Source organism: Lysinibacillus sp. S1 (assembly GCF_044986265.1).
GTDB lineage: Bacteria > Bacillota > Bacilli > Bacillales_A > Planococcaceae > Lysinibacillus > Lysinibacillus capsici.
This window is the reverse complement of sequence record NZ_CP173154.1, coordinates 1,063,720-1,077,110: the sequence shown is the minus strand read 5'-3', so window position 1 is coordinate 1,077,110 and position 13,391 is coordinate 1,063,720. Positions and strand designations below refer to the sequence as shown.

At 38.4% G+C, this 13,391-nt stretch carries 10 protein-coding genes and 1 pseudogene; 5 read left to right on the top strand and 6 right to left on the bottom strand.

Annotated features, from left to right (window positions below):
- Positions 1-5 precede the first annotated feature (5 nt).
- Entirely contained in the window at positions 6-1,754 is a 1,749-nt protein-coding gene (locus ACHZEU_RS05770; protein ID WP_404804177.1) for a methyl-accepting chemotaxis protein, read from the top strand.
- 40 nt (positions 1,755-1,794) lie between these two features.
- On the opposite strand, the gene ACHZEU_RS05765 is transcribed toward ACHZEU_RS05770, so the two are convergent.
- The 3 genes from ACHZEU_RS05765 to gdhA form a co-directional block, all read right to left on the bottom strand.
- On the bottom strand, positions 1,795-2,448 hold the full coding sequence (locus tag ACHZEU_RS05765; RefSeq protein ID WP_115673896.1) for a Yip1 family protein: 654 nt from the start codon (positions 2,446-2,448) through the stop codon (positions 1,795-1,797).
- Positions 2,449-2,594: 146 nt separating this feature from the next.
- Positions 2,595-3,281 carry a phosphoribosylaminoimidazolesuccinocarboxamide synthase gene (locus ACHZEU_RS05760; protein WP_004269355.1) on the bottom strand — a complete coding sequence of 229 codons (687 nt, stop codon included), beginning with the start codon at positions 3,279-3,281 and terminating at the stop codon, positions 2,595-2,597.
- Positions 3,282-3,498: 217 nt separating this feature from the next.
- Positions 3,499-4,872, bottom strand: a complete 1,374-nt coding sequence (gdhA, locus tag ACHZEU_RS05755) for an NADP-specific glutamate dehydrogenase (RefSeq protein ID WP_404804176.1) — start codon at positions 4,870-4,872, stop codon at positions 3,499-3,501.
- Between the two features lie 175 nt (positions 4,873-5,047).
- On the opposite strand from gdhA, the gene ACHZEU_RS05750 reads away from it, so the two are divergent.
- A complete protein-coding gene (locus ACHZEU_RS05750) occupies positions 5,048-5,521 on the top strand; it encodes a YaiI/YqxD family protein (protein ID WP_004269357.1) in 474 nt (157 codons plus the stop codon).
- A pseudogene (locus ACHZEU_RS05745) lies at positions 5,511-6,839 on the top strand (D-serine ammonia-lyase). The gene ACHZEU_RS05750 and the pseudogene ACHZEU_RS05745 overlap by 11 nt, the downstream one beginning before the upstream one ends.
- A 452-nt stretch (positions 6,840-7,291) precedes the next feature.
- Here ACHZEU_RS05745 and ACHZEU_RS05740 read toward each other — a convergent pair.
- A complete protein-coding gene (locus tag ACHZEU_RS05740) occupies positions 7,292-8,461 on the bottom strand; it encodes a pyridoxal-phosphate-dependent aminotransferase family protein (protein ID WP_404804175.1) in 1,170 nt (389 codons plus the stop codon).
- A 141-nt stretch (positions 8,462-8,602) separates the two neighbouring features.
- Between ACHZEU_RS05740 and ACHZEU_RS05735 the strand changes: the two genes are divergently transcribed.
- Positions 8,603-9,652 (top strand): DUF1835 domain-containing protein, encoded by a 1,050-nt coding sequence (locus ACHZEU_RS05735; protein ID WP_404804174.1) that lies wholly within the window; start codon positions 8,603-8,605, stop codon positions 9,650-9,652.
- Positions 9,653-9,680: 28 nt separating this feature from the next.
- Here ACHZEU_RS05735 and ACHZEU_RS05730 read toward each other — a convergent pair whose 3' ends face one another.
- Together ACHZEU_RS05730 and ACHZEU_RS05725 are read right to left on the bottom strand one after the other, a co-directional pair.
- Complete coding sequence (locus ACHZEU_RS05730) at positions 9,681-10,178, bottom strand: hypothetical protein (protein ID WP_004269361.1); 498 nt, start codon at positions 10,176-10,178, stop codon at positions 9,681-9,683.
- A 350-nt stretch (positions 10,179-10,528) separates the two neighbouring features.
- Positions 10,529-11,155 carry a nitroreductase family protein gene (locus ACHZEU_RS05725; RefSeq protein WP_054550798.1) on the bottom strand — a complete coding sequence of 209 codons (627 nt, stop codon included), beginning with the start codon at positions 11,153-11,155 and terminating at the stop codon, positions 10,529-10,531.
- Positions 11,156-11,349: 194 nt separating this feature from the next.
- On the opposite strand from ACHZEU_RS05725, the gene ACHZEU_RS05720 reads away from it, so the two are divergent.
- Positions 11,350-13,380 carry a methyl-accepting chemotaxis protein gene (locus ACHZEU_RS05720; RefSeq protein WP_404804173.1) on the top strand — a complete coding sequence of 677 codons (2,031 nt, stop codon included), beginning with the start codon at positions 11,350-11,352 and terminating at the stop codon, positions 13,378-13,380.
- The last annotated feature ends 11 nt before the right edge of the window (positions 13,381-13,391 follow it).

Genomic DNA, 13,391 nt, shown 5'->3' with positions numbered 1-13,391 from the left:
GGAAAATGACATCAATCGTACAATTTCGATCTATTAAAACGAAGCTAATCGCTTTTTCATTGCTGCTTTTAATGATTCCGTTACTTATCTTAGGTTTTATAAGCTATCAGCAAAGTAAATCAAACCTAGAAACAGTAGGGAAAGAAAATCTAAAAAATAGTGTCGAAATGACGATTGCTATGATTGAGCAATTCAATCAAGAGGTAGAAGCAGGCAATTTATCATTAGAGGAAGCTCAGGAAAAAGTAAAGATTGCTATTTTAGGAGAAAAGGATAGTGAAGGAAAGCGACCGATTAATAAGGACATTAAACTTGGCGACAATGGTTATATTTTTGTTGTTGACCAAAAAGGGATGTCCGTTGCCCATCCAAATATAGAGGGTACGAGTGTTTGGGATGAAGAGGATGATAAAGGCGTTAAGTACATACAAGAAATCATTGCTAAAGGGAATGAAGGTGGTGGATTTGTTTCATATTCGTGGACGTTACCCAATTCAGGTCAATTAGAGGACAAAGGGGTTTATGCAGAAACAGATCCATATTGGGGTTGGGTCATTGGTGCGAGCACCTATTTAATGGACTTCAATAAACCAGCACAAAGTATTCTTAAGATAACACTTATAGTAATTGGCTTGGCCATTATGGTGGGGATATTGATCATTTGGCAATATGCGAGTAGTATGACAAAGCCTATTAACCAAGCGGCTCAAGCGATGGAGCGTTTTGCAGAGGGAGATTTATCTCAAGAAAGTATGGCTATACGTTCAAAAGATGAAATTGGAAAACTGGCAAACGCCATGAATCAAATGCAAATAAGGTTGAAGGATATGATTCTTAATATTGCCCAAGCATCAGACTTAATTAATACATCTAGTAAAGAGCTAACGCATTCAGCAAATGAAGTCAATATGGGAGCGGAGCAAGTTGCGATTACGATGCATGAATTAGCATCGGGTGCTGATGGACAAGCTCACCATTCTAGTGCATTAACTTCATTAATGGAKCGCTTTACAGCAGATTTACAGGAAACGAATCAGCATGGTGCACATATTCATCAATCTTCAGTAGAAGTTTTAACATTAACGAATGAAGGAAGTCAGCTAATGACATMCTCTAATTCTCAAATGGAAAAGATTGATAGCATCGTGCAAAATGCCGTTGAGAAAGTGAAAAAATTAGATGCTCAAGCACAGGAAATCTCTAAATTGGTCGTGGTCATTAAGGATATTGCAGATCAAACGAACCTGTTGGCTTTAAATGCTGCGATTGAAGCGGCAAGAGCGGGAGAGCATGGCAAAGGATTTGCTGTAGTGGCAGATGAAGTACGTAAGCTTGCCGAACAAGTAGCCTTTTCAGTAAACGATATTACATCCATCGTCACGAATATTCAGCAAGATTTTGATGTGGTCACGAACTCTTTAGAGGATGGTTACCAAGAAGTAAAAGAGGGAACGAATCAAATAAAAGCTACTACTGAAACATTTAACACGATTAGCCACTCCATTAATGATGTAGTGGAGAGTGTCCAATTAATTTCAACGAATTTATCGAAAGTTACAGAAGATGGCCATAAAATGAACAACTCTATTCAAGAAATTGCTGCGGTGGCAGAGGAATCTGCTGCAGGGGTCGAGCAAACAACAGCTACGACAGAAGAGACAAGTAGCTCAATGGAGAATATGGCTGGAAAGTCTGCTCAACTATCAGAATTAGCATTACAATTGAAAGCTCTCATTGCTCAATTCAAACTATAAAAAACATCTCCCACTCTCTTAAATGAGAGGGGAGATGTTTTTACATCATGCCAACACCAATAATTCCGATGAGTATGACAAAGAAAAGAACAAATAATACGATGAAGATAATAATGGCTGGAATAAAGATGGTGAAGAAAGCCATCCAGTTTGAAATTTGATGTGCTTCAGCGACTACACCTACAGAAATAACAAATGACCAAATCGTCACAATGATGCTTACTAAAATAGTTGGCCAAAAAATCCACGGTAATGAACCCATAAAATTAGGATCCAATAATGAATCGGGTGAAGTCATTAACCAAATAATATAAAGTGGAATCAGTACGATATATGGGATTGCAGTTAAGCTTAACCCCTTAAATAAGTCCGAGTAAGTCCCAGTACCTTTAAATAATTTCCCGAATAGCCAAGAGATGAGTGCAGAAATAGCTGTGCCAATTATACCTGCGATAGGAGCAAAAATGACACATAATAGGACTAAAAGCCATGGCGAAAAATCAGGAAGAAATTCTGAATCAATTAATCCAGACATAAGGGAGCCAATATAACCAATAGACAAAACCAAAATTGCAAAGCCGATAGATTTTTCATTAATCATATAACGAGTCGTTTGCTTTGGATGCATCCAAACCGATAAAAATGGATTTAGTTTTGACCTTTCTTCTTTTGATGTCTCATTCAAGTTTTCCATCAAACTACCTCCAAAATAATAGAATAATTGCTTGTTACATATAGTTAATATACGAGTGAAGTAAAGAAAAGTTTCATGGAAAATAAAAATAAGCCCACACATAAAAAAAGAGTCGTAATTGTCGACTCTTTTTAGGGTTGTTTCTATTATTCAGCTAACATAATTTTCTCAAGTTCTAACGGCTCAATATACTGATCACCTTTGTAAGCACGCATATTACCGCCTGAAATTTCATCGATTAATAAAATTTCATTCGTTTTCGCATCGCGGCCGAATTCTAATTTAATGTCATAAAGCGTTAAGCCTTTTTTAGCAAGCTCTGCCGCTACAAATTTGGAAATTTCAATTGTACGTTGTTTTAAAATGGCGTATTCTTCATGAGTTAACAGGTTTAACATTGCTAAAGCATCTTCAGAAATTGGAGGATCTAAACGATCATCATCTTTGATTGTTACTTCTACAAAGGAGTCTAAATCTTGTCCTTCCTTTACATAGGCACCATAACGGCGTAGGAATGAACCAACTGCCTTAAAGCGGCAAATCACTTCTAAACCATTACCGAAAACAGTTGCCGGTTTTACTGTCATTGTTGCATCTTCGAAGTTAGCATCAACGAAATGAGTAGGAACCCCTTGTTCGTTTAATTTTGAATAAAAATAAGAAGTTAAACGTAAACCAGCCAAGCCAGCCCCATCAATTGTTAAACCAACAGTATTTGCACCTGGATCAAACACGCCGTTTTCTCCTGTAACATCGTCTTTAAATTTTAATAAATAATGACCATCTTCTAATTTGAACACATTTTTTGTTTTACCTGTATACAATAATTCCACAAAAAACCCTCCAATATTTTTCATAGTACTCTAAAATTATAACACGAATGTTCTAAATATTTAATGATAAAAATGTTCGTTTAAAACGTTTATTTTGATGTTTTATAACGGAATTGTAAATAAAAAATAAGGTGATAACGMATGTTCGTTACCACCTWGGTTGAAATTAAGAATATTCCGAAATCAAATCCTAGGAAACATTGMAAATAGAAGGTTATTAATAGACGCCTTCAGTAAGCATTCCATCTGCTACTTTGATAAAGCCAGCAATGTTTGCACCAACTACTAGGTTACCTGGGAAGCCATATTTTTCTGCTGCCGCTTTGCTGTCTGTATAAATATTTTTCATAATTTGATGAAGTTTTGCATCTACTTCTTCAAATGACCAAAATACGCGACTAGAATCTTGTGCCATTTCAAGAGCAGATACCGCAACTCCACCAGCATTCGCTGCTTTTGCTGGACCAAATAATACGCCTGCCTCTAGGAATTCATTGATTGCTTCAAGGTCTGATGGCATATTAGCACCTTCACCGATTGCTTTCACACCATTCGAAATTAATGTACGAGCTGACTCACCGTTAATTTCATTTTGCGTAGCACATGGTAGGGCAATATCACAAGGAATCGTCCAAATTCCTGTACAACCTTCTGTAAAAGTAGCATTTGGTCGGTAATTAACGTAAGTTGAGATACGGTCACCTTTTACTTCTTTAATTTCTTTGATAGCATCTAAATCTAAGCCCTCTGGATCGTAGATATAGCCTGAAGAGTCCGAGCAAGCAACCACTTTGGCACCATACTGTTGCGCTKTTTCAATCGCATACGTAGACACATTACCAGATCCAGAAACAACTACTGTTTTTCCTTCGAATGAGTCATTTGCATCCTTTAGCATTTCGTTCACAAAGTAAACAGTMCCGTAACCAGTTGCTTCTTTACGTGCTAAAGAGCCACCGTAGCCAGGAGTCTTACCAGTTAATACACCTGATTCATTTGCTTTTGTTAAACGCTTATATTGACCCCATAAATAACCTACTTCACGAGCACCTACGCCAATATCACCAGCAGGAACATCGACATCTGGACCAATATGACGGTATAATTCAGTCATGAATGCTTGGCAGAAACGCATAATTTCTGAATCTGATTTACCTTTCGGATCAAAGTTTGAACCACCTTTACCACCACCGATAGGTTGCCCTGTTAAAGCATTTTTAAAGATTTGCTCAAAGCCTAGGAACTTAATGATGGATTCATTTACGGAAGGATGGAAGCGAAGACCGCCTTTATATGGGCCCATGACATTGCTGTATTGTACACGATAGCCACGATTCACTTGCACTTGATTGTTATCATCTTGCCATGCTACACGGAAAGAAATAATACGATCTGGCTCCACAATACGAGATAAAATATTGGCCTTAATATATTCAGGATGTTGCGCGAATACAGGTACTAATGAGATGAAAATTTCTTCAGCTGCTTGTAAAAATTCCGCTTGATGACTATTCTGTTGTTTAAGTTGCTCAAATACGCCATCTACGTATTCTTTTGCTAATTGTTCATTGCTAACAGTTGTAATTGTCATAAATAAAACCCCCATTTAGTTGATAGATGTATCGTATATCTATTTTTCAAACTATTCAATAAAATACTTTTAAAGTTTGTGAAAAATTGAGCAAGAGAGGTTGTTTTAAAATTATATTAAAATAATTTAGTTCTAAGTGATTCATCTAATTACGAGAAAGGAATGATGCCTTATTGTGAAGGTTCTTATAGACGCTGATGCCTGTCCAGTAGTGGATTTAGCGCTATCTATATCATCTGAGTTTGAGATAGAAACTATCTTGTTTTGCGATACATCACATCGTGTTGAACGTGATAATGTAATAACAATTATTGTACCCAAAGGTCCAGATTCGGTTGATTTTACGCTAGTGAACGCGCTTTCAAAACACGATATTGTTATTACACAGGATTACGGATTAGCAGCCATGGTTTTAGCACGAGGAGGGTATCCGATTGATCAAAATGGACGAGAAATGTCTAATGAAAACATCGAACGTTTGCTCGATATGCGGCATGTTGGTCAAAAAATTAGAAGGGCAGGTGGACGAACAAAGGGACCTAAAAAAAGAACACAAGAAAACAATATTTCGTTTGAAATGAAATTTCGACAAATTTGTGAACGAGCAATTTTAGCCCATAAACTGGAGGAATCTACAGGTGAAAAATGAACATAAACACGAACTATTCGAACAATATCCGCAGTTGAACGAACTAGCAAAAAAGGCTACTGTATTGTGGGAAAATACAAATTGGATGAAAAATCCTGAAACAACGCTCTTTACTATGGCTGAAGTGGATGATGCGGAAGCAACATTACAACGTTTTTCTTCTTATTTAAAAGTARMWYTTYMRKRGYKTCTRKARWGTRMTGGTTTRWKTGAATCAACGATTAAGGAARTTCCKKCAMTGAAAAGTGCTATTGAACAAGCATATGATGTGGCGATTCCCGGCCAATTGCTTTTAAAATGTGATCATGCATTACCGATCTCTGGCTCGATCAAAGCACGTGGAGGAATTTATGAGGTATTAAAACATGCAGAAAGGCTAGCTTTGGCAAGTGGAAGACTTAAAGAAGTGGATGATTATGCAATTTTAGCAACAGAAGAATTTCAGTCGTTCTTCCAACAATATACGATTGCAGTAGGCTCTACGGGGAATTTAGGATTAAGTATCGGCATTATGGGCAAGAAGCTCGGCTTTAATGTCGKTGTACATATGTCGAGTGATGCCAAGGAGTGGAAAAAAGCCTTACTGCGTGAAAAGGGTGCGACAGTGATTGAATATGAAGCTGATTACAGTGTAGCTGTTGAGCAGGGGCGACAGGAAGCTGAGCAAGATCCAAAATGTCATTTTATTGATGATGAAAATTCTAAGGATTTATTTGCTGGCTATGCCGTAGCTGCCAAGCGTTTAAAGGAACAGCTAGAAAGGACGAATATTTCAGTGGATGAAGCACATCCATTGTTCGTCTATTTACCATGTGGCGTAGGTGGAGGACCAGGTGGTGTTGCCTATGGATTAAAAGAAATTTATGGTGAGCATGTGCATATTTTCTTTGCAGAACCTGTCGCTTCTCCTTGTATGACGATCGGGCTGATGACAGGCTTACATGACGCAATTAGTGTAGAAGATATTGGCCTTGACAATCGAACAGAAGCGGATGGGTTAGCTGTTGGTCGTGCCTCCAAATTTGTAGGAAAAGTGATGGAGACGTATATAAGTGGTTGCTATACTGTATCAGATGAAGAGCTGTTTACATCTCTGGGATTAGCGATGGAAAGTGAAGGTTTATTTTTAGAGCCATCTGCACACGCAGGAATGTATGGAGCCATTCGTTTATTACAACAAGGTCAATCCTATCTAGAAAAGAACGCATTAGTAAACCATCTACCACAAGCAACACATCTTGTATGGGCAACTGGCGGTAGTATGGTCCCATCTACGATGCGAGCTGCTTATTTAGCAAAGGCCAAGGAATTTAATTAAAGACGATGTGAAGCTATGTTTGGATGGAAGCTCGACCTCTATTAGTGATATCCCGCTCGAGCATGCAGTAAAGCATTCGAATAGTGAGATGACCCGCTCCAATAGGAGACCAAAGCGCTCACAAAATGTGTGGATCCGCTCAAACAGGGGTCTTAAGCTCTCACAAAATGTGAAGACCTGCTCAAGTAGGAGTCCGAAGTGCTCACAAAATGTGTAGACCCGCTCCAATAGGAGTCCAAAGCGCTCGCAAAATGTGCGGACCTGCTCAAGCAGGAGTCTCAAGCGCTCACAATATGTATGGACCCGCTCAAACAAGAGACTAAAGCGCTCAAAAAGTGAAGCAACCCGCTTAGATTAGCGTCCACAAATGCGCAACGCAATTTTAAGTTTAGTAGAAACAAAATCAAATTAAAAAACAGGTGGAGTCATTTTTCTCCACCTSTTTTTGYTGTTTAWCGTTGTWGTGCTTTACGTTGTGCGMCTAAGTATACTTCTTGWGMGGCAAGGACGCCTGCTCCTGGTTCGAAATCATAGGAGAAATCTTGTAGGGCAGCCTCAAGTAGGGAAACGGCTTGTAAAATGTCACTTGGGAAACAATAGCCCATATGGCCGAATCTAAAAATTTTACCCTGTAGTTGACCTAGACCGCCTGCGAAATCTAAATGATAGTGTTGCTTAAGATGCGTCAAAAATTCACCAAGATCAGTTCCTTGAGGTGTTTTAATTGCTGTAATAGTTGGAGAAGCGTATTGATCTTCAGTTAATAGCTCAATGTGTAATGCTTTCATTGCATTTCGCACCATGTTTTTCATGAGGTCATGGCGGGCAACTGTTTGCGTAAAGCCACCTTCCTGTTCGATTAACTTACACACCTCATGCAGTCCATAAATCAGTGTGATAGCAGGGGTATTAGGAGTCATGCCCTTTTCCGCCCAGCTACGATAGCTTTGAAGATTTAAGTAATAAGCAGGTGTTTGATTTTCTTCAATGACTTCCCAAGCTCTTTCGCTTACGCTGACAAGAGAGAGTCCAGGTGGGAGCATCATGGCTTTTTGAGAGCCTGTCACCAGAATATCAATGCCCCAAGCATCCATTTCAGCAGGAGCGCCACCAATACAGCTTACACCATCAACGATAACGAGGGCATCTGTTTCTTCACGGATCACCTGAGCTAGTTCAGCAACAGGGTTTAAAATACCTGTGGATGTTTCATTGTACGTCACAAAAACGGCTTTAATAGTTTGTATTGGCTGTAAAAATGCTCGAAGCTCTTCGGCTGTACAAGCCTGTCCCCATTCTTTTTSGAGCTTATGTACATGGAAGCCATATTGCTCACAGATTGAAACGAAATAGTCGCCAAAAGCTCCAACTGTGAKGACGACAACCTCTTCACCAGCAGMTACAGTATTAACMGCTGCAGCCTCAAGCGCGGCTGTCCCACCCGAAGGTAAAAGTAAGATGTCCTGTGTCGTACCGAAAACAGGCTTTACTAATTCAATTGTTTCTCGGTATAATTCTACAAATTCCTGACTACGATKACTAAAAATATCCCGATTCATCGCAAGCTGTACCTTTTTTGGAATCGGTGTTGGCCCCGGATGTCTTAAAATATTTTCATACATATTCATTTATCCCCTTTGCTAGAAATTCAAAATTTTCTAACTATAATAATAGCATATTTATGGTGCTAGCTAACTACTTTTTTGAAAAATGATGGAAGAGATTGTCATTGTGGTACAATTTTTAAAAAGGAGGCAGTGCGAATGGAAACATCCATGCATTATCCATTTATCTATTTCTTCTTCGACACAAACCAGGTGCTAGTATATAGAATTCAAGCGTTAGAGTATATCACAATAGCAGAGGTGATGAGGGAGGGGGAATGGCAGGGGTATGAGCTTGAGCCATCTGAATCTTTTACAGCATTTCATCATGAACAAAGCATACCTCAGCAGGGATGGTCTTTCTTTATGGGGCAGGAAGAGCTCTATCAGTTGGTAGAAATTATTAATGATTATATTCAACAGGTCATAACTACTACTTCAGCACAGATGGTACATATTGTTTGCTCGGAATCTGCAGCAGGCTCCTTACGAGCGACACTTGCTCCACCGAAATATGTGATCGGGTTTCCAGAGGATTTGTCGATTGGACCTTTGTGGAAACTCGATGAAAAAAGAGGACAGGCATTCCGTGATGAGTGGCTAAGAGAAAATATTAATGATGGAATGGATGATTTTGTAAACCGAAATAAATTAATGAACACAATCAGAGAGATACAGGATATTCCAAGCAACCTGCAGATTTACATTTGGTGTGGGTACAATGCAGAAGAACAGTGTGGTATTAGATTTCTACTCTATTTATTACGTGATAAAGCCAATGAAGTTGTTCTTATCAACACAGGTGAACAGCGGGCTATCAACCATCAATGGAACATGGAAATGTATGATATAAAGCGAATGTCCGCAAAGGAGCGTCTAATTTTTCAGCAACAGTGGGAAAGTTTAGCACAGACAAAGGATGTTTGTCGTCTATGGCTACATCGACAAATTGAAGCAGTCCAAGAGAACTATTATGATAATTTGATTATGTCAACGATGGAACAACTTCATAAGGAGCAAGGGGGTACTGATTTTATACAAACAGGTGAATTCATCTCAGAGCTATTAACAAGAATGGATGCCCCCCCAAATATCTTCTTTTTAGAATATAGAATTCGCTATTTAGTATATAGCGGGGTTTTTGAATTAAAGGGAATTCCTAAATCCATGCACCATTACTCTGTGAAATTACGTAAAAAACCTCTTTAGCCTAAGGGCATAAAGAGGTTTTAAACAATTAAGCAACGAAAGGTCTGTTCATACGCATTAAGCCGTAGATGGCAAAGAACAATCCACCTGTTATTACCATTAAGATTGTGTATAATACTGCCTTACCTGTTTCGCCACACCAGCGGTAGAATAGGCGATACGTGAAATACAGTGTAAAGCCTGCCGCTCCTAAAGAAGCCAGAATACCGATAAATGGAATAAACGAAACAATGATCAATCCTGCATAAATAAGGGTATTTTTTAAAGCTGTTGCACGTATTGTTTCTCGAGTATCCCCACCAGCTGTCAGCAGGAAGAGACTATATACATTAATAATGGGAATCCAAGCAATATAGGCTACATCTCCAAAACCATTTGTTTTAGATGTCATAAAATAAATAAGTGCACTAATAATGTAGGCAATTAAACCAATAGCAAGAGCGGCTAGTATAAAGATAAAAAATAAACCACCCATGGCTGCATCTAAATCTGAGTAATAATAAGAATCATTATAGTCATAATTCATCAGAAAAACCTCCCTTCATATGAAAATACCTCCTAATCATAACAATCCTCAAATGTTAAAGCTACAACAATTTAGATGTAATATTTAGTAGAAATCGCACAAATGTACTAGAATGAAGTTGATTATTTAAGACTTTAATGATGATTTTTTGAGTGCCTTGTGATAAAAATGCAAAAAATATCCTCGGGAACATTATTATGCTAGTTTTTGAGAATCATTTTCCGTTTTATTAATTTCAAAAATTACGTACAAAAACATTACTATCCTATGATGGTAGTTGCACAAGAAATGCCACAAAAAATAAAAATAGCCATCTTAACTACATTGTAAGATGACTATTTTCACGTGTATTAAATGAATTTGGCGATGTGCTCAAGTTCAATGCGGGAAGAATTGTAAGCAGGTGCGGCTGCCTTACCAATGGCAATTAAAATAACTGGGACGATATGGTCAGCTAATTCAAAGCGTTGAGCAAAGGCTTCTTTATTAAATCCACCCATTGGCACTGTATCATAGCCCATGTCTTTAGCTAGTAGCATGATTTGCATGGAAATTAGACCAGCATCAAATGTAACGATATTTTTTAACACTTCTTGGGGAAGTTGAGAATATAGATTGATTGAGTTGTTAATCATTAAATCTTTTGTTGCCTCATTGATATAGCCAAGCTCGAAGTTCTTTGTATAGATGGCCTCGGCATTTTCGTACATCTTTGTATCACCTAAAACGGCAATAATTGCTGAGGAAGTTTCTACTTGTTCTTGGTTATTGGCAATAGCACGTAGCTCTTTTTTGACCGCTTCATCCTGAATTACTAAAAAGCGCCAAGGCTGTAGGTTACTAGACGATGGAGCAGACGTTGCTTCTACAAGTAATTCTTCTAATTGTTGCTGCGGTATTTTAAAATTTTCATCGTATTTACGAACGGATTTACGCTCGTGCATAACTTTAGTTAAAGAACTTTTTGTCACTGTCATTATTTTGTCTCCTTCATGGTATGATGCGTTTTTTACTATACGATAAATGAATTCATTTTCCAAGTAAATTGCTCGAATTAAAGAGTCTTGAAACTAGGATTTAAAAGTTGCAAAAAAAACATATTTTTGTACGTATAATCCATTTATACTAGAGATGGAATAGAGCAATAATAATAGATATGGAGTGAAGGTGAATGAAAAAGCTATTAGGAAATYTAAATATTATGGCAAAAATCGCAATGCTTATTCCTGTCATCACTGTTTTTTTAGGTGGTATGACCTTCCTTAACTATTTGAACGTATCTAATGAACTTGAAAGCTCTATTGAAAATGAAATGTCTATACTAGCGGATGATGTTGCAGGTTCCGTTGAGAGCAAATTGCTTGCACACATTCAGCTCATAAATAGTGCAAAGACAACAATAGAATCGGCTGACAGTATGATGACCAGAGAGCAATTTATTCGCTACGTACAGCAGCTATTGCCTTTCAATAAGGAAACGTATGGTATGGGATTATGGCTAGAGGAGGATGTGGCAAAGGGAGAGATTTTCGGGCCTTATGCCTATAAGGAAGAAGAAAAAATTGTCTCTACGGATGCTTATGAAGATCCTGCCTATCATTTTCACGAGCAAGAATGGTATCGCAATAGTATCCAGTCTAATAAGGTAGTTCATACTGCACCTTATTTTGATGAAGCTCTTGGGGAAATGTTTATCTCATTTGGTACACAAATTGTCAAAGATTCTAAGCCCATTGGCGTTATGACAGGGGATTATGTATTAGATTCAATTCAATCCATTGTTTCTGACGTGAAAATTCGAGAGAGTGGTTATGCATTTATAATTGATGATAGTGGCAAAATTTTAACGCACCCTGATGTAAATAAAGTGAATAAAGAAACGATCCAGCAGTTGTTGAACATGCCTGTGGAGCAGATTTCTGATCAAAAAAAGTTAATACATACAAACAGTCAGGGTAGTGATTTTACCTTAMAATTTATGCAAATACAAGATMTGCCGTGGAAGTTAGTTTTWYTGGTTCCKAYAACTGAGCTTTAMGGYGMAATACAGGCAATGCTTCAACAGCAAATCGTGATCAGTGTCGTTCTAATTTTACTTATCGCAATTAGTATTTATTTCCTTGCTCGTTATATCCGTGGGGAAGTGAAAACTATGAATAATCATTTGGGCTATCTTGCTACAGGTGATTTAACGCAACAAATGGCCGTCCATACGAAAGACGAATTTGGTGAAATGGCGCAGTATTATAATGACTCTGTGGAAGCATTAGGTTCGTTGATGCAGCGCATTGTAGCTGAAACCGAGACAGTTGCTTCTACTGCAGAGGAATTAACGGCAAGTGTGCAAGAGGTTAATAAAACTGTCACAGAAGTTGCGATTTCTATGCAAGAGGTGGCAGAAAATACGAGTTCACAACAACAGGTGAGTGGGGAGTTAGAGGGTGTAACAACACAACTAGGTGGGGATATGAAGACCGCCATGGACAATTTACATGAAGCAGTCCAACAATCACAAAAAACCTCTGAACTTGCTACTGGCGGATCACAAAAAATACATGGTTTCGTGAATGATATTGTCCACCTACATGCACAGGTTGACAGTAGTGCCAATCTGGTGAATGGCTTGAAGGAGCATTCGATTCAAATAGAGCAGATGAGTCAGCTCATTTCGGCTATTACCGACCAAACTAATTTACTATCACTTAATGCTGCCATTGAGGCAGCACGAGCAGGGGAAGCAGGGAAAGGCTTTGCCGTTGTTGCAGGAGAGGTTAAAGCACTAGCTGAACAAACTAGCCGTGCTTCGTTAGATATTGCAAAGGTTGTGCAGACGATTCAGGAACAAATGAATGACGCAGTAGAGATGATGGAGCAAAGTCGAAAAATAGCTTATCAAGGCATTGGCTCTGTTCAACAGGCAGGCATGACCTTCGATACAATTGCCAGTGCAACTGAAGGTCTCCAAAACACCATGCAAAAGACAAGCAAAACGACATCTGATGCTTTTGAAAAGTTGCAGGCAGTAACCGAAAAAGTACAGGCAATTAGCAAACAGGCACTTGCAACAAATGATCATACATTAAATGTATCGGCCATCACGGATGAGCAGGCATCGACAATGAATGAGATGTCTGTAGCCTCTGAGCAGTTAGCACAACTTGCTCAAAATCTGCAAGAAGAAGCAACTAAATTCACGATTTAGTGCTAAGGTGT